Raw genomic sequence first — 17,922 nt, 5'->3', positions numbered from 1 at the left:
TGCCTCCTCCGGGTTCACGCTTGTCGCGCCGCAGCGCGGTTTTGCCCGGACACCGCATCGAATGTGGCGATCAGCCTTTGGACCGGCTGGGGGCGCGCAAAGTAATAACCCTGCCCGAAATCCGCGCCCATATCGGTCAGAAGGTCCTTCTGCTCTTCCGTCTCCACGCCCTCGGCAATAACGGTACAGTTCATCTTGTGTGAGATGGCTGCGATGCCTTCGACGAGCATGCGGTTTCGTTGCCTGATTTCCACGGTGTCATCGCAGATCGAGCGGGTGAAGGACTGGTCGATCTTGACGATATCGACCGGAAAGCGGCTGAGATAGCTGAGCGAGGAATAACCCGTGCCGAAATCATCCAGCGCGATGCGGCAGCCCAGCTGGTGGATGGCGTTGAGGATCGCCCGGATTTGCGGATCGTCCTTCATGATGACGGCTTCGGTGATCTCGATGACCAGGCGTCCGGGGAGAATACCGTGCCGGTGCAGCACGCCGGCGATGCGTGTCGGCAACCCCGGTTCGAATTGCAGCGGCGAAAAATTCACCGCCACATAGGTCTGCTCCATGCCCGGCAGGCGCGACAGTCTGGCGAGATTGGCGATCGACTGATCGAGAATAAGATTGCCGATGCGTTGAATGGTGCCGTTTTCTTCGGCAAGGCTGATGATCGCGGCCGGGGAAAGCAATCCCTTGTCGGGATGGTTGAGACGCAGCAGCGCTTCGAAACCCGCCGTCTGGCCGGTTGCGAGGTCTTGAATGGGCTGGAAATAGGCTTCGAACCAGTCCTCGGAAAGTGCCTGCGCGATATCCCGCTCCAGCTCCGCATGTTCGCGAGCACGGTCCATGATCGAGCTGTCGAAGACCTGCGAACCGTTTTTGCCGGTTCTCTTGCGGGTGTACATCGCCATGTCGGCATTCTGCAAAAGTTCGGATGCGCTGGAGGCGTGCAGGGGATAGACCGCCATGCCGATGCTGGCGCTGAGGCGGATGCTGTTGTTCTCGATCTCGAAGGGCATGTCCAGCATGGCGCAGACACGCTCGCAGAATTCCAGGGCGCGCTCTTCCACCTTGTCGCCGGCCAGCAGAATGGCGAATTCGTCGCCGCCGAGCCGTGATGCGCTGTCGAGCGGCGTGAGCAGGGGTTCGAGTTTCATTGTGAATTGCTTGAGAACGGCGTCACCCGCCGCATGGCCGAGATTGTCGTTGATGGCCTTGAAACGGTCGAGGTCGATGAACAGGCACGCCAGTTCGCTGCCGTTCCGGTCCGCATCGCGGATCTGCAGATCGAGGATCGCCTCGAAGCCCTGACGGTTGAAGAGGCCGGTCAGATGGTCGGAAATGGCCTGCTGGCGGTTGCGTTTTTCCGACTGGCTCAGTTCGGTCACGTCGGTCATGACGCAAAGGCACGTGCTTAGCTGCGCGGCATCGCCGGAATCGAGAGGCTTTTCGAGGATGAGCGCGTCCATGACGCCGCCATCCATACAATGGAAACGCACGGTGATGCCATTATGCGAAGCGTCGGGCGAGGGGTGCGCCGCCTTGCGCTGCTGGAACAGGGACCTGTCATCGGGGTGGATGAGATCGGCGAAGTTGAGGCCAAGTATTCTGGTGCGGTCATAACCGGTCGCCTGTACCCAATAGTCGCTGACGGCGGCAATCCGGTCGTGCCTGTCGAGCGAGAACAGCATGGCGGGTGTGCGGTTGTAGATCTCCGTCTTGCGTTCGTGGGCATTCTTGATCTCCAGCTCTTCCTTTTCGAGCTGAGTCTGCATTTCGTTGAAGCTTTTTGCCAGCCGGCCGATTTCATCCTTCGAGCGCCAGTCGACATGGTGGCGTGAGCCGAGGCGGCGTGTCGCCTCTATCGCCGCCGCCAGTCGCATCAGCGGACGGATGACCATGAAGCGGTTGCCGACGATGGCGGCGAGAACGATGGTGAGGACGGCGAGGATGAAAATCGTGATAAAGGCCAGTTCGGTACGGCTGAGCGAAGTCAGAAGGCCGACATCATCGTAATAGACTGTCAGCTGGCCGACGGTGACTGGTCCCTTGGTGGTCTTGTAGATCACCTCGCGCGTCGTCGAGGCGGCATCCTGAATAATGTCGCTGCCGGCGGTCTGGACGACATCGAGCTGGCCGGATGTATCCTTGACCTCGACCATACGGATCATGGGATCGGAGACAAGGGTTCCGGTAATCTGGTTTATGGTGTCGTCATCAAGGTCCCAAAGGGGGCGGGCCAGCGCCTGCGTATTCGTCGACAGCAGAATTTCGATATGGTTACGCTGGCTGCGGATTGCCTCGTTATAGGAAAGCGTCAGCAAAAGCGTGAAAAGCGGGGCGACCACTGTAAGAAGTGCGCCGGAAACAATCGCGATAAAGCGGCTTTCGACGGAATGAGCCATGTTAAATTGCAGCTACCCTTTGCCCCAGACTTGCTGCGCCGTGTTTTCGTCCGTTCGGATGGGGTCTGCGAAGGTTTTCGGCAAAGGCCGCACCTCTCTTGTACAATTTCCCAGACCGTCCGACGTTTCCACGACAGCGCTAGGGTATCGTTTCATGGAAGTGTTAATCGACCCTGAAACGGTTCCCCTCTCGGCGTGGGGAGCCGGGCTTTCTGGTTTTAAAGTTCATAAAAACTAAAAAGCCCGTTCCGAAAACGGAACGGGCCTCATTCTTCAAAGCTGTCAGGCCTTGCGGCCGCCGATTACTCGGAAGCTTCTTCGGTCGTTTCGTCTGCAACGCCTGCAGCCGGAGCGACGATCGTTGCGATCGTGAAGTCACGGTCGGCGATGACAGGCGAGATGTTCTTCGGCAGCTTCACATTCGAGATGTGGACGCTGTCGCCGATCTTCAGGCCGGACAGATCAACCGTGATGAATTCCGGAATGTCGTTGGCCGGGCAGTGGAATTCCACCGTGTGGCGAACGATGTTCAGAACGCCGCCGATCTTGATGTCCGACTTTTCTTCGTTTTCGAAGTGAACCGGAACTTCAACGTTGACGAGCGTGTTGCCCGAAACGCGCAGGAAGTCGACATGCATGGTGAAGTCGCGGACCGGATCAAGCTGGTAATCCTTCGGGAGAACCTTGATCTTCTTGCCGTCGACGTCGATGGTCGCAACCGTCGTCATGAAACCGCCAGCGTGGATACGCTTGGTGACTTCATTGGTCGAGAGTGCGATAGAAATGGGGGCCTGCTTGTCACCATAGATGACAGCGGGAATCAAACCGTTGCGGCGAAGTTCACGAGAGGACCCCTTACCAACTCGTTCGCGCGCCTCGGCCTTGAGCTCATACGATTCTTTGCTCATGGCAATTCCTTTCGAGGTTATATGGAGAGTTCATGCCCGCGGGCGCTGAACTGGGGAGGTGCCAAGCACCATCCCACCCGCGTTGCCTCCAAGGGTGTCTACACGGGTGCGGGCGCTATAATACAAACGGAGGCCAAAGACAAGAGTACCCCTGTTTTCCCGGTTGCCGCTTTGTAATTTTATTAGGAAATACTAATTCACTCGTTTGTTGCAACTTTTAATATATGCTTATCCATGCACATAAACCGGGTGAAAACTTGGCGAATGATAAGCCTATGCAAATTTTCCAATTGCGTAGATGACCATGCTCAAAGTTCTCCAGTGCCTTACCATCGATCACGACTATCGATATACCGCCGCGGCGGTTGTCGTTTGCATGCTCGGAAGCTTCGTCACGATGCGTCTTTTTTCGAAAGCGCGTCTGGCGACGGGGTTGCAGAAGGTCAACTGGTTGTTTCTTGCGGGCGTGAATGGCGGCGCGGCGATATGGACCACCCATTTCGTGGCGATGCTGGGCTATGTCGCGGCGGGGGATGTGGGTTACGATCCCTATCTGACCGGGCTTTCGCTTCTTATCGCTATTACGACGACGACTGCCGGTTTCGGCATTTCCGCCTATGGCGGGCGCAGCGTGCTGGTGGAAGCCGGCGGGGTCATCCTCGGCCTAGGCATTGCGGCCATGCACTATACCGGTATGGCGGCCTATAATGTTCAGGGCATGATCTTCTGGAATCAGGCCTATGTCATCGCTTCGCTGGTGCTGGGATCGGTGCTCGGCGCCATTGCGGTCAATCGCATTGCCCGGCCTCTCAATCGTTTCTGCCAATATAGCGCGGTGGCATTTCTCATCCTCGCCATTGCTTCGATGCACTACACCGGCATGGCCTCCATGTCCTTCGCCTTCGATCCGCGCATCGTCATTCCGGAAAATCTGCTGCCGCCGGCCATCATGGGTGGAGGCGCAATCGCCGTGACGCTGCTGCTTCTGGCGCTCGGACTCTCCACCTATGTCATCGATGCCCAGTCCACCCAGCAGGCGGTTGCCCGCTATCGCCATCTTTCATTGCACGATCCGCTGACGGGTATTCCCAACCGCGCGGCATTCATCGAACATCTCAACCGCCGCACGCGTCATATCTCATTGGGTGCGCATACCGCGCTTCTGTCGATCGATCTCGACCGTTTCAAGGAAATCAACGACGTGCATGGCCACGCGGCCGGCGACGCCGTGCTGCGCGCCATTGCCGACCGGGCGAGTTCCGTGCTGAAGACCGGTGAATTCCTGGCGCGTATGGGCGGCGATGAGTTCGTGGCGATGACCCATTCCTATTACACCCGAGCCGACGGTGCGGAATTCGCGCAGCGACTGATCGAGCAGATCAGCAAACCGGTCGAATGGAATGGCCAAACATTTTCGGTCGGCGCAAGTGTCGGCATATCGGTCCGCAACACCGGCTCCATCGATGCCGATACCCTGATGGCGCAGGCCGATGTTGCCATGTACCGGGCAAAAAGCGGCACCTCCGACACCATCTGCTTCTATGACAAATCCATGGACGAGGCTGCGCGCGAACGCAATGCGCTTGCCATCGCCATGCGCAGTGGCCTCGCCAATAACGAGTTCGAGCTTTATTACCAGCAGCAGAACGACACCAGAAGCGGCAGCATTGTCGGTTTCGAGGCGCTTCTGCGCTGGAAACATCCCGAACGCGGCATGGTCTCTCCCGTCGAATTCATTCCGATTGCCGAACAGACCGGTTTCATCGTCGAACTGGGCGAATGGGTTCTGAGAGAAGCATGCGCGCAGGCAGCGCGGTGGAAAAAGTCACTCGCCATTGCCGTCAACGTCGCGCCGCAGCAGCTTGCGGATAATGATTTCCCCGACAAGGTCGAGCGAATTCTTGTCGAGACGGGGCTTGCGCCGGAAAGGCTCGAGCTTGAAATCACCGAAGGCAGCATCATCGCCGATCATCGCCACGCGCTCGTCACCATCCGCAAACTAAAGTCGCTCGGCGTCAAGATCGCCATGGACGACTACGGTACGGGTTATTCCTCGCTTTCGACCCTGCAAAGCTTCCCCTTCGACAAGATCAAGATCGATCGCGCCTTCATCGATGGCCTGTCCACCAATGTGCAGTCGGAGGCGATTGTTCGCTCGACGCTCATTCTGGCGCACAGCCTCAATATTCCGGTGCTTGCGGAAGGTGTGGAGACGAAAGCCCATATTGAATTCCTGCGACGGGAAGGCTGCCTGCAGGTGCAGGGCTTCTTTTTCGGCAAACCCGGACCGTCGACCTCCATCGCCAATCTCGTGGACGACACCTTCCTCTCGGCGGAGGATGAAACGGAAGAGGCCTCCGGCCGGCGTTATATCAAGGCTGTTCGCTAGTCCGGCGCAGCTCACGGTTGCTTGGGGCAGGAGCAGTCGCGAAATTTTTTGTTGAAACACGAACGCTTCCAGCGCACCATCGCACAAAAGCTTTGGGAGGAGCGTATGCCGACAGACATCGCCCATGCGGAACGCGTGTATGAAACAGCGCGCCATCGTTCCGCGGCCGCAAGTTCTCCGATTATCGCCTCATGGCGGCGCTGCATGGTCAAACACCGTCTTGCGCCGGAGGAAAACCGCAAGCCGATCTTTCTCAGCGAGGCCGAGTTTCGCCGCGCCCGCGAAAGTGCCGCCGGTCTGATCGCCGAGAGCACGGATGAGCTGGACCGCATTTTTCACAGCGTTGGCAAATCCGGCTGCTGCCTGCTTCTGACCGACGCGCAGGGCGTTGCGCTGGAGCGACGTGGTGCTTCCGGTGATGACCGCGATTTCCGGGCGCTCGGCCTCTGGAACGGGGCCGTCTGGAGCGAAGAGAGCGTGGGCACCAACGGCATCGGCACGGCGCTGGTGGATGAGCGCTCGGTGGTGGTCTATCGCGACCAGCACTTCTTCACGTCGAACACTGAACTCTGCTGCACCACGGCGCCCATCCGCGACCATACCGGCCGGGTGACGGGCGCACTCGATATTTCCACCTGCCGCGACGATATCAACGAGATGACCTTTTCCTTCGTCACCCAGGCGGTGAAGGATGCGGCGCAGCGTATCGAAGGCAATCTTTTCCGCCGCGCCTTTCCCGGCGCGCGCATCGTCGTCGTGCCGACCGGGTTCGGTGCGGCGCTTTCCCTGCTGGCTGTGGATCAGGACGATCTCGTGCTGGGCGCGACGCGGGCCGCCCGCCTTGCGTTGAAGCTCGATGATGCCAGGATCGCACAGGGACTGCCGGCGGCGGATATTCTTCAGGAACAGCGCCACGACGGCGGCTCCGACCTTGCGGAAGCGGAACGTTCAGCGCTTCGCCGTGTCCTGTCGCGCACCAACGGCAATGTCACGCAGGCCGCTTCACTGCTTGGCATCAGCCGCGCCACGCTTCATCGCAAAATGAAGAAATTCGACGTGCACTAAGGTTCGTAAGCGTGCGATCCGGCCGATTACGCCGGATCGCGGCGGCTTTGTCGCAGATGTGAGACAATGTGCGCTGCGGAACCGCGCCGCCCCTCTACCGAACCGCGCCATCTAGGCCCACCTTCCTCCCATGCGGTCCGCTCAGGATCGTTTTCATCAGGGAGGATGAAATCATGAACATTCAGGTTCAGCAGAAAGCGGGCGAAGCGCCCTTCAAGCTGAAATACGGCAATTACATCGGCGGGAAATGGGTGGAGCCGAAATCCGGCCGCTACATGGACAATCTCTCACCGGTAACCGGGCACAAGATTTGCGAAGTACCGCGTTCGGATGCTGCCGACATCGAGTTCGCGCTCGACGCTGCCCACAAGGCCCGCGAAAAATGGGGCAAGACGAGCATCACGGAACGCTCCAACATCCTGCTCAGGATCGCTCAGCGGATCGAAGACAATCTCGACCTCATCGCCCGGGCTGAAACCTGGGACAATGGCAAGCCGCTGCGCGAAACCACCAATGCGGATATTCCGCTGACGATCGATCATTTCCGTTATTTCGCAGGCTGCATCCGCGCCCAGGAAGGCACGATCGGCGAAATCGACAACGACACGGTCGCCTATCATTTCCATGAACCGCTCGGTGTCGTCGGCCAGATCATTCCGTGGAACTTCCCGATCCTGATGGCTGCGTGGAAGCTGGCGCCTGCGCTTGCCGCCGGCAACTGCGTGGTGCTGAAGCCTGCGGAACAGACGCCGGCCTCCATTCTCATCGTGATGGAACTGATCGAAGATCTTCTGCCGCCGGGCGTCCTCAACATCGTCAACGGCACGGGCCTTGAAGCCGGCAAGCCGCTGGCGCAGAGCAACCGCATCGCCAAGATCGCCTTCACCGGTTCCACCTCGGTCGGCAAGGAAATCATGCGTTATGCGGCCGACAACGTCACCAACATCACGCTGGAACTGGGCGGCAAGTCGCCGAACATCTTCTTTGCCGATGTGATGAACGAGGACGATGCCTTCCTCGACAAGGCGCTAGAAGGTTTTGCCTTCTTTGCACTGAACCAGGGCGAGGTCTGCACCTGCCCCTCGCGTGCTCTGGTGCATGAATCGATCTATGACCGCTTCATGGAAAAGGCGATCAAGCGCGTTCAGGCGATCAGCCAGGACGACCCGCTCAACCCGTCGACCATGCTGGGCGCGCAGGCCTCGCAGGAACAGTTCGACAAGATCATGAGCTATCTGGAGATCGGCAAGAAGGAAGGCGCCAAGGTTCTGACCGGCGGCGACCGCAAGACGCTGACGGGCGACCTGAAGGACGGTTATTACATCCAGCCGACCGTCTTTGAAGGCAACAACAAGATGCGGATTTTCCAGGAGGAAATCTTCGGTCCTGTCGTTTCCGTCACCACCTTCAAGACCGTGGAAGAGGCGCTCGAAATCGCCAATGACACGGTTTACGGTCTGGGTGCGGGCGTCTGGAGCCGCGACACCAATATCGCTTATCGGGCCGGCCGCGGTATCGAGGCGGGCCGCGTGTGGACCAATTGCTATCACGTCTATCCGGCGGGTGCTGCCTTTGGTGGTTACAAGCAGTCGGGCATCGGTCGCGAGACCCACAAGATGATGCTCGATCATTACCAGCAGACCAAGAACCTGCTGGTTTCCTACAGCCCGAACAAGGTCGGTTTCTTCTGAGGTCCTCCCCGGAAGCCGGCGAGGGGCAAACGGTGCCTGGTCGCCGGCGTGTTCCCAGGGGCTTCGGCCCCTGGGAGCCCGGATCGGAGTTTTAAGAAAAATAAAAGGCCGGAGGTTTTGCTTCCGGCCTTTTTTGTTGTTGCTTACGCTGCGTAGCGTTGGTCCGCGTGCCGGGTCTCGCCCACTGAGAATTGCCCCACCTGTTCGGTCAGGCCATCCGCCTCGCTTGCCAGCGAGAAGGCCGACGCCGTGGTTTCCTCCACCATCGCCGCATTCTGTTGCGTGACATGGTCAAGTTCGTTGACCGAGGCATTGATTTCGCTGAGGCGGCCGGATTGTTCGCGCGATGCGGTGGCAATCTCGCCGATCTGGTCGTTGACCGACTGGATGCGCTTCTGGATCTGCTCCAGGCTTTCGCCTGTTTTCAGCACCAGCGCCACGCCGCTTTCCACATCGCCTGCCGAGGTGGCGATGAGCGTTGTGATGTCGCGCGCGGCGGCAGCCGATTTCTGGGCCAGTTCGCGGACTTCCTGCGCCACAACGGCAAAGCCCTTTCCGGCTTCGCCGGCTCGGGCTGCTTCCACGCCGGCATTCAGGGCCAGCAGGTTCGTCTGGAAGGCGATCTGGTCGATGACGTCGATGATCTGGCGGATCTTGGCCGACGAGGTTTCGATGCGTTCCATCGCGACGATCGCTTCTTTCACGACAGCCGTGGACTTGTGGGCGTCCTGCATCGTGCCCGCCGTCGCCTCGACGGCGACATTGCAACGCGACAGCGAGAGATCGACCGCCTGTGTCATCTCTCCGAGTGCCGCGGCGGCCTCCTCGAGGGCTGCTGCCTGACGTTCGGTGCGCCGCGACAGGTCCTCCGATGCGCTCTTCAGTTCGCCGGAGCCGGAGCGGATGGCGTTGGCGCTTTCGCCGATATTGGAGATCGTCGCTTCCAGCCCGGCCATGGAGTTGTTGAAGTCGATGCGCAGATGATCGAGCGACGGCACGAAGGCTTTTTCGATGCGACGATCGAGCCTGCCGGCGGCCAGATTGGCAAGGCCGGTCGCGAGTGCATCAACGGCCTCTTCCAGTTCCTTGGCGCTTCTGGCCTTTTCCATTTCGCGCTGGGCGCGTTCCTCATCCAGTTCCTCGCCCTTGCGATGGGCTTCGGTTTCCATGCGCTGCTTGTCCAGAATGCCCTGACGGAAGGATTCCAGCGCGCGCGCCATGGTGCCGATCTCATCGCCGCGGGAAACCGCCTTGATCTCGATATTGTTCTCACCGCCGTTGAGGCGCTCCATCAATCCGGCAAGGCCGGTTAATGGCTTGGTGAGGCTCGCGGATACAAAGATGCCGATCAGCGTCATGATCGCAAGCACGGCAAGGGTCGCAACGGCTGCCCAGAAGGCAAGATCGTTGGCGGCGGCCAGCACCTTGCTCTCCTGCTGGCCGATGGCCAGAAGATGCTTCTGGCCAAACACGGTGACCGGGCGATAGGCATAGAAGATGTTGCCAGCAGGCGTCTGCGCCATCACCATTCCGGCATCACTTGTGCCCGAAAGGGCGGCGAGATTTTCGGAAATGGCGGCATCCGCACCGCCCGAGAGCACGCCGGCGCGGCGTTTGCCCTCCGCGCTCAGAAGAATGGCGTCATCGATGGTCTTGCCGGTTTCTTCGGGTGTGACGACTGCGCCGATGCGGTCGGCGGCAATGCGCATGATGACGGCGCCCTTGCGCTGAATCTGGCCCCAGTTGGAGACCGCGAGCGGCATTCCGATCATGGCCGAGTCATTGTCGCCGCCGGTGAAGCCGGTTGTGCTGATGACACCGTCCTTGCCGGCTTCGATGCGCTGGAAGAGGTCGTTGATCGCGGCGTTCTGCGGTTCCGTGACATTGGTCAGGAAGTTCTTTGCCTTGGTCACGGAATAGATAATGAGGCCGTTCTTGTCGATCACGTAAATGTCGCTGACGCGGGTATTGCGCCAGACGCTGGCGATGGCGGCGTTGATGGTCGCGTGGCGAATGGCATAAAGCAGTCGCAACCCTTCGCCGTTAAAGGAGGCACGCTCCTCTTCAGAAACACCTTCGCGGCGGAAAGCCTGGATGATGGCGTCTTTTTCCGTCGGCACAACGGCGGTCATCGCGTCCAGCGACTGGGCGATCGCGGCATTCTGCGACAGTTCCGTGATGCTTTGTTCGACACGCAAAGTATAGGCGTCAAGCTGCTTGGTCTGGTTGCTTGCAACCGTTTCGAGCCTGATTTCGCTGGCGTCGATAAGGCCAGACTTGCCCATCTCGTAGGATAACAGCCCCACGGACAGGCAGGAAACCAGCGTCGCGCCCGTGACGAGCGCCGCGAATTTGGCCTTGATTGACAATGATTTAGCTTTGACAGCAGTCGGATTTGCACCCGGCATCCTGTTTCCTCCCCCCAAAAAACGTGGCCGCACGGTGGCAAAAATTGCTTACGGTCGCGTTAAAGGGCTGCAAATTGTACGATTATTTCCCGCATTCCGTGAAAAAAACTTTGACCGCCACCGACACTCCACCGACACGTGCCGTTATAAAACTGCAATAGAACAGGCGCATATGCAGCGAAGATCAACGGCTGTTCATGTTCATGCAAGCTTTTCGCGCTCCTTCTCTCGGCACTATCGATGATGTCTGCGGAACCTGCGCAGATGGATATGACGGAGCCCCTTTGCGATCGATCCCGGATTTCGCGGTTATCGTGCCGATGCATAATGAGGAAGCGAGCGTTGAAACGCTCGTGGCCGAGATCGTGGCTGCCTGCCAGCCGGTGGGCCAGTTCGAAATCGTTGTGGTGGACGATGCCTCCTCCGACCGGACGGTGAATGCTGTGCTTTCGCTCGGTGACCGTTACCCGATGCTACGGCTTGTCCGGCACGACCGTCAGGGCGGGCAATCGGCGGCGATCCATAGCGGCGTGCAGGCCGCGCGGGCACCTGTTATCTGCATGCTTGATGGTGACGGCCAGAATCCGCCGGACAATCTGCCCGCGCTTCTGGCACCGCTTCTCGCGGCCACTGCATCAGGCCGTCTCGGCCTCGTCGCCGGCCAGCGCGTCGGTCGGCGCGATACGCTTGGAAAACGGCTTTCATCGCGCTTTGCCAACGGGTTGCGGGCGCGCATCCTGAAGGACGGCACGCGCGATACCGGCTGCGGGCTCAAGGCTTTCCGTCGCGACGCCTATCTCGCCTTGCCTTATTTCGATCACCACCACCGCTATTTCCCGGCGCTTTTTAATCGCGACGGCTGGCAGGTGACCCATGTCGACGTCACGCATCGGGCGCGGCAGCACGGAAATTCCCATTACACCAATATCGGCCGCGCGCTTGTCGGCATCCACGATCTGATCGGCGTCGCCTGGCTGCTGCGCCGGCGCAAGCGGTCGAACTGGGCTGAAACTTTCAAAACGGAGACATTGCCGTGAATGCACCGGCTTTATGGTCCATGCTGCATGTGAACAGCTGGAAGGAATTCGTATGGGTCTTGACCGGCTTCATGGGCCAGATGCTGTTCACCATGCGTTTTCTGGTTCAATGGATTTCCTCTGAAAGGGCCAGCCGATCGGTCATGCCGGTCGCCTTCTGGTATTTTTCCATTCTCGGCGGTGTGGTGCTGCTTTCCTATGCACTGTGGCGGCGCGACCCGGTCTTCGTGATCGGGCAGGCGTCCGGCCTTTTCATCTATGCCCGAAATCTCTGGTTGATCCATGCAGAACGCCGCCAGCATGCATGACGGTGTGGCCCTGCCTCATGCGCAGGCGAGCGAACAGCGCGGCTGGCTGACATTTGCGGTTGCGGCGATCGTTGTCGTGACAGCGCTGCGGGTTGTTGGGCTGGCCTTTAACCGCACCGATCTCTTCGTCGATGAGGCGCAATATTGGCTATGGGGCCGGGAGATGGCGCTCGGCGCCTATTCCAAGCCGCCGCTGATCGGCTGGCTCATTCGCGCGGCAACAATTCTGGGCGGCGGCGAGGGCACGTTCCAGGTGCGGCTGGCCGCACCTGTCGTGCATGGCGTTGCGGCGGCGGCCATTCTTGTGCTGGGCCGGATGATCTATGATGTCAGACTGGCCTCGCTGGCCGCCCTTGTCTATCTGACGCTGCCCGCCGTGACACTGGGCAGCCTGCTGATCTCGACCGATACGCCGATGATGCTGTTCATCGTGCTGTCGATGATTTCGGTCAGAAAGCTTGCGCAGGCGCGGACCGAAAACACTGGCGCGCTGGGCTGGAGCATCGCTCTCGGCCTCTGTTTCGGCCTCGGCCTGATGTCGAAATATGCGATGATCTATTTTCTGCCGTGCTTCATTGCCGCCGGCTGGCTTTGCGAAGCATGGCGCATCCGGTTGCGTGACGCGGCGATTGCCGCGCTGATCTGCCTTGCCGTCATCGCCCCCAATCTGTGGTGGAACGCTGCGCATGATTTCATGACCGCGCGCCATACGGCTGACAACGCGAACTGGCATGGGGTCCAGCTGAAGATCGGTTCTGCTCTGGAATTCTTCTTCTCGCAGGCGGGCGTGGTCGGCCCCTTCGTTTTTGTCGGCATGATTGTCGCGACAATCCGCGCAAAGACGGCCGAAGCCCGTGCGCTGGTGGCGCTTTCGGTGCCGATCGTGCTTTTGATTACGGCACAGGGCCTGATGTCGCGCTCCCTCGCCAACTGGGCGGTGGGGGCTTATGCGGCCGGCGTGCTTCTGGCGGTGCCGGTGCTGGCGTCGCGGCGCTGGCTCACCGTGTCCACATTGGTGCTCGGCGGTATCGTCGCCATCGCATTGCCGCTGATGACGATTGCCGGAACGGAGTTGCGCCTGCCGAAGGGTGAACTGGCGATGGCGCGTTATCTCGGGCGTTCCGAACTGGTATCGACCGGCCTGTCGCGGGCGCGTGAGGCGGGGGCGGATGCCATCGTCGCTAATGATCGTTCGATATTGGCAGAGCTTTTTTACCAGTTGCGGGATGAGAAACAGGTACTGACGCGGGCATTGCCCGAAACCGGTGTTCCGTCCAGCCACTATGCGCTTCTTTATCCGCTGAAATCAGGCGAAGCGAAAAATCCGCTGTTTCTGGCGAGCGCGGATGGTTTGCCGGCATGCCTTGCCGGTGAGGCGCCGGTTGCGCATTGGACTGCCGGGCCGGGCTTTTTGGAGGGCCGGGAAATCGGGCTCTGGCGCCTGCCGCCGCAATGCATTCCGGAGGGCGCTCATGGACAATGATCTCTCCCATATGCGGATCACCATCTGGGTAACGCTCGCCGCACTCGCGCTCGTCATCCTGTTTGCGACCTTCCCCTCCATCGATCTGCGGTTCTCCGCCCTGTTCTTTTCGCCGGTGGGCCAGCCATGGCCCGGCCGGGAGCCGTTTCCCGAATGGCTGCGCGACACGCTGCGCGAAGGTGCGGAGCTTGCCACGCTTCTGGCTTTCCTGGTCCTCGTCGGTAATCTCCGGCTGGGCACCCTGCAGCGAACCGGTTGGCGGGTCTGGGCGTTCCTGTGCGGGCCGGTGATCCTCTGTGCCGGGCTTCTCGTCAATGGCGTACTGAAGGCCATGATCGGTCGCGCGCGTCCGTTCAGCGTCACCGAATTTGGCGGGCATCAGCTATTTACGCCACCTTTCCAGTTCAGCACGCAATGTTATTCGAACTGTTCGTTTTCTTCGGGGGAAACAGCACTGATCGCGAGCTTTTTCCTGCCGCTCTGCGTGCTTGTCTGGCCGCGTCTGCGTCCCCTGGGGCAATGGGTGGTGGGTGTTCTTGCTGCCGGGGCAATCATCCTCATGTCCGGTCTTCGCATCGCAGCGGGCGGGCATTTCCTCAGTGATGTGGTGATGTCCATTCTATTTTCCGCCCTGACGACACTGTTTCTGTACCGGGTGCTGGCGATAAGCCGTCACCGCCACCTCTTCACCGGTGATGCCATCTCGGCCGATACGATGAGCCTTTGGCGCAATGGTCGCCATGCCGTCCTTGCCTGTGTTCGGCGCTGGTGGCCGAAAATCAAGGCCGCAGCCTCCCGCCTGCAGCGGCCCCCGGATGCGGGTGCGGCCTCGTCTTAAGAGGACGTGCGAAGTACGGTATCAACTAGACGAATGGCGACGTTCGCCAGAGATTCCACGCCATCCTCGGGCTTGTCCCGAGGGTTTGCTATGTATTGATTTTGTTGGCGTGTTAGATCCCCGGGACGAGCCCGAGGATGGCGTCAGGAGGGTATGTCTCCGCCGCAATCGACCCCGATATATATAGTCCATCATCTAAGCCGGACGACATATGTGCAGGCCGGGCATGACGGCCGAGGTTTTCCGGCGTTCTTCAGTCGAAAAGGCCGGATACCGACTGTTCCTGCGCGGTGCGATTGATCGCCTCGCCAAGCAGGCCTGCGGTGCTGACCACGCGGATATTGTGCGCGGACTGAACGCTTGTGGTCGGCTGGATGCTGTCGGTGATGACGAGTTCGCGCAGCTTCGAGGAGGCCACGCGGGCAACCGCGCCGCCGGAAAGTACACCGTGGGTGATGTAGGCGGTAACGCTGGTGGCGCCCTTTTTCAGCAGCGCTTCCGCGGCGTTGCAGAGCGTGCCGCCGGAATCGATGATATCGTCGATCAGGATGCAATCCTTGCCGGAGACATCGCCGATGACGTTCATGACCTCGGATTCGCCCGGACGGTCACGGCGCTTGTCGACGATTGCCAGCAGACAGTCCAGACGCTTCGACAGGGCGCGGGCGCGAACTACGCCGCCGACATCAGGCGAAACGACCATGACATTGTTGGTGTCGTAATGATCCTTCACGTCGCGGGCGAGAATGGGCGCCGCGAAGAGATTGTCGGTGGGGATGTCGAAAAAGCCCTGGATCTGGCCGGCATGAAGATCAAGCGTGAGAACGCGGTCGGCGCCGGCTTCGGTAATCAGGTTGGCAACGAGTTTGGCGGAAATCGGGGTGCGGGGGCCGGCCTTGCGGTCCTGGCGGGCGTAACCGAAATAGGGAAGCACCGCCGTAATTCGCTTGGCCGAGGAGCGGCGCATGGCATCGATCATGATAAGCAGTTCCATCAGATGATCATTTGCCGGGAAGGAGGTGGACTGGACGATAAAAACGTCCTCGCCGCGCACGTTCTCGCTGATTTCTACGAATATTTCCTGGTCAGCAAACCGCTTTACAGTGGCATTTCCGAGAGGAACGTTCAGATACTTGCAGATCGCTTCGGCGAGGTGCCGGTTCGAATTGCCTGCGAAAACCTTCATTGCGGCCGCCTGTTTCCATGCCATCGCCTTGCGCCACGGGGCTTAATCCACCGTAACCAAGCGTCGTTCAAGGGGAGGAACATCCGGCCGAAAAGCCTTTGCCGGATACGCCTTGTTGCCATGCGCGCCTTAATAGCGCTGTTGCTTCCGATTGCAAGAGGACTCCGCGCTTTCGCAATGATTTTCGTGAAATCTCTATGACTTCTCCCGCCGTTTCACCTCATCCGCGTTGAGAATGCTTCCAGGACGTATAGTCGTTCAGTGTTTTTGCGGCGATATCCTGCATGGCCCTATCGGTCACGGCGGCCCATGGATCGCTGCCTTTTGCCGCCACCGTTTCCTGCCCCTGAAGGCGATGCAGCCGCACGCCATTGGCATCGAGAACGTCCCAGACGTAGACGATATTGACCTTGCTGCCATCGGCAAAGGCGGAAAAATATCCCTTCAGGATGTTCTCGGCCGAATTGTCGTTGGAGGCGCGGATGGTCAGCCCCTTGGCCCGCGCTTCGGCACCGAGCTGGCGCGACAGCGGCGTGACGGCCTGAACGGGCGCGCCGATGATCGGCAGAAAGCGGATGGAATTTGCCGAAGATGCCGGGGCGAGTGAGGCAGTCTGCTGCGAGGGGGCGGCCGCGGGAGGCTGGGCCGCGTTTGGGGTCTGGCTAAGCGGTTCGCCATACTGGTTGCCGCTGGACATGGCCTGTGCCTGCGCCTGCAGCGAGTTCTGCGGCGCATAAGCGGGCACGGAGGTCGCGGTTGCCGGGGCGCCTGCGGGTGCGCGGTCGGCTGCGGCGGCCATCTGGTCGAGATCGCCCTGCGTTACCGGCGTCGATTGCGAGGCATTATTGTGGCCGACATTCACCTGCGGTGTCAGCGCCTCCGTCGTGTTGCAGCCCGAAAGGGCCAGCATCAGCACTGGAACAATGATGGCCGAAAAAAGGGGGGTGAACCCCGTCCGGCTCATGCGATTTTCCCTCTCATGTTCCGCTCCTTCTTGCCCAAGGTGGCGGCAATGTAAGGGCGGTCTTCCCGCTCTGTCAAACCCGGCGGCGATTTAAGCTGTGAGAAGATCGAGGTTATGGCGCGAGAGCGCTTCCGGGGCGCCGTCCTTGGTCAGATAGGTCTGGCCGAGCGTCATGGCCGTGCCGGAATCGGAATCCATCACGATCATATGCACGAAGAGTGTCATATCGGCGGTGATTTCCTGCGGATTGCCGGCATGGAACATCTGGTGCTCCATCCAGGAAGGCGAGAAACGGGCGCCCAGCGAATAACCGCAGGAGTTCAGGCGGTGGCGGGTCAATCCGCGTTCATCCATCACGCGGGCATGCACATCGAAGACATCGCCGAAAGTCTTACCCGGCTGCAGCACTTCCTCGATGGCGGTGATGTTTTGCAGGCAGGCGCTATAAAGCTCCTTCTGCCGGAAATCCTGTTCGCCGATCACCACCGTACGCATCATGGCGGCATGGTAATGGGCGCTGACACCGGCCCATTCCAGCGTCAGCTGATCCTTGGCGTCAAGCCTGCGGCGTCCGGCCTTGTAGCGGCAGAGCAGCGCATCCGCGCCGGAACCGACGATGAATTCATTGGCAGGATAATCGCCGCCGCCGGCCAGCACCGCACCCTGCATCGCAGCAAGGATCGCGGCCTCGTCCGCGCCGGGCTTGATGAGCGGTAACGCCGCATCCAGAGCCTCATCGGCCAGTTGTCCGGCCTTACGGGCATAGGCGATCTCGGCCGGGCTTTTGACGAGCCGCAGCGTGCTGACAAGATAGGAGGCGTCGCTCATCTGGCAGAAGCTGGCAAGCTGGTTGTCCAGCAGGCGGGCGACACGGCCGGTCATGCCGTGGGTATCGTATTCCACCCCGATCTTGGCGCCGAGCAGGTCGAGATCGCTCAGCAGGTTTTTGAGATCAAGTGTGGGGTCCGCATTGGGCCGGTCGACCCAGATGAGGATATTTTCGATGACGGAGGTATTGCGCGCTTGCCGCAGATCGGCAGAGCGGGTCAAAAGTGTCATGGAACCGTCGGACTTGACCACCAGCGTCTGGAAGAAGCAGTAGCCGAAGGTGTCGTAGCCGGTCAGCCAATACATGCTCTCCTGCGCAAAAAGCAGCAGGGCGTCCAGCTTTTCTTCCGCCATTTTCGCGAGCAGACGCTCGCGGCGGGCATCGAATTCCGAAAGCTCGAAATGCAGGGCCATG

The 17,922-nt window shown here is 60.0% G+C and carries 13 protein-coding genes; 7 read left to right on the top strand and 6 right to left on the bottom strand.

Annotation, left to right across the window (positions count from 1 at the left end):
* Positions 1-14: 14 nt before the first annotated feature.
* A complete protein-coding gene (locus O8B93_RS09370; protein WP_269709530.1) occupies positions 15-2,402 on the bottom strand; it encodes an EAL domain-containing protein in 2,388 nt (795 codons plus the stop codon).
* Between the two features lie 302 nt (positions 2,403-2,704).
* Positions 2,705-3,310, bottom strand: coding sequence for a 50S ribosomal protein L25/general stress protein Ctc (locus tag O8B93_RS09365; protein ID WP_269709529.1), 606 nt, complete (start codon positions 3,308-3,310; stop codon positions 2,705-2,707).
* Positions 3,311-3,614: 304 nt separating this feature from the next.
* On the opposite strand from O8B93_RS09365, the gene O8B93_RS09360 reads away from it, so the two are divergent.
* From O8B93_RS09360 to adh, 3 genes are all read left to right on the top strand, one after another.
* Positions 3,615-5,699, top strand: a complete 2,085-nt coding sequence (locus tag O8B93_RS09360; RefSeq protein ID WP_269709601.1) for a putative bifunctional diguanylate cyclase/phosphodiesterase — start codon at positions 3,615-3,617, stop codon at positions 5,697-5,699.
* 105 nt (positions 5,700-5,804) lie between these two features.
* Entirely contained in the window at positions 5,805-6,764 is a 960-nt protein-coding gene (locus O8B93_RS09355) for a helix-turn-helix domain-containing protein (protein WP_269709528.1), read from the top strand.
* Positions 6,765-6,937: 173 nt separating this feature from the next.
* On the top strand, positions 6,938-8,455 hold the full coding sequence (gene adh / locus O8B93_RS09350) for an aldehyde dehydrogenase (protein WP_269709527.1): 1,518 nt from the start codon (positions 6,938-6,940) through the stop codon (positions 8,453-8,455).
* Positions 8,456-8,598: 143 nt separating this feature from the next.
* On the opposite strand, the gene O8B93_RS09345 is transcribed toward adh, so the two are convergent.
* A complete protein-coding gene (locus tag O8B93_RS09345) occupies positions 8,599-10,863 on the bottom strand; it encodes a methyl-accepting chemotaxis protein (protein WP_269709526.1) in 2,265 nt (754 codons plus the stop codon).
* A gap of 197 nt (positions 10,864-11,060) precedes the next feature.
* Here O8B93_RS09345 and O8B93_RS09340 point away from each other — a divergent pair, with 197 nt between their 5' ends.
* From O8B93_RS09340 to O8B93_RS09325, 4 genes are read left to right on the top strand one after another with little or no spacing between them, the layout of a single operon-like run.
* The gene (locus tag O8B93_RS09340) at positions 11,061-11,900 is read left to right on the top strand and encodes a glycosyltransferase family 2 protein (RefSeq protein WP_269709525.1); all 840 of its coding nucleotides are present in this window, start codon (positions 11,061-11,063) and stop codon (positions 11,898-11,900) included.
* A gap of 20 nt (positions 11,901-11,920) precedes the next feature.
* The gene (locus O8B93_RS09335; RefSeq protein ID WP_269709600.1) at positions 11,921-12,208 is read left to right on the top strand and encodes a lipid-A-disaccharide synthase N-terminal domain-containing protein; all 288 of its coding nucleotides are present in this window, start codon (positions 11,921-11,923) and stop codon (positions 12,206-12,208) included.
* On the top strand, positions 12,183-13,691 hold the full coding sequence (locus O8B93_RS09330) for an ArnT family glycosyltransferase (RefSeq protein ID WP_269709524.1): 1,509 nt from the start codon (positions 12,183-12,185) through the stop codon (positions 13,689-13,691). The genes O8B93_RS09335 and O8B93_RS09330 overlap by 26 nt, the downstream gene beginning before the upstream one ends.
* Positions 13,681-14,529, top strand: a complete 849-nt coding sequence (locus O8B93_RS09325) for a phosphatase PAP2 family protein (RefSeq protein ID WP_269709523.1) — start codon at positions 13,681-13,683, stop codon at positions 14,527-14,529. Before O8B93_RS09330 ends, O8B93_RS09325 begins: the two co-directional genes overlap by 11 nt.
* 253 nt (positions 14,530-14,782) lie before the next feature.
* Here the strand turns inward: O8B93_RS09325 and O8B93_RS09320 are convergent, their stop codons facing one another.
* The 3 genes from O8B93_RS09320 to O8B93_RS09310 all read right to left on the bottom strand — a co-directional run bounded on the left by O8B93_RS09320 (position 14,783) and on the right by O8B93_RS09310 (position 17,921).
* Positions 14,783-15,715, bottom strand: coding sequence for a ribose-phosphate pyrophosphokinase (locus O8B93_RS09320; protein ID WP_269709522.1), 933 nt, complete (start codon positions 15,713-15,715; stop codon positions 14,783-14,785).
* Positions 15,716-15,935: 220 nt separating this feature from the next.
* The gene (locus O8B93_RS09315) at positions 15,936-16,679 is read right to left on the bottom strand and encodes a hypothetical protein (protein WP_269709521.1); all 744 of its coding nucleotides are present in this window, start codon (positions 16,677-16,679) and stop codon (positions 15,936-15,938) included.
* Positions 16,680-16,769: 90 nt separating this feature from the next.
* Positions 16,770-17,921: a M24 family metallopeptidase gene (locus O8B93_RS09310; protein ID WP_269709520.1), complete on the bottom strand. Its 1,152-nt coding sequence runs from the start codon at positions 17,919-17,921 to the stop codon at positions 16,770-16,772.
* Between the last annotated feature and the right edge of the window lies 1 nt (position 17,922).

Source organism: Martinezella rhizogenes (assembly GCF_027460065.1).
GTDB lineage: Bacteria > Pseudomonadota > Alphaproteobacteria > Rhizobiales > Rhizobiaceae > Agrobacterium > Agrobacterium rhizogenes_C.
Note: the sequence above shows the minus strand (reverse complement) of the source record. Positions and strands in the feature narration are given on the sequence as shown.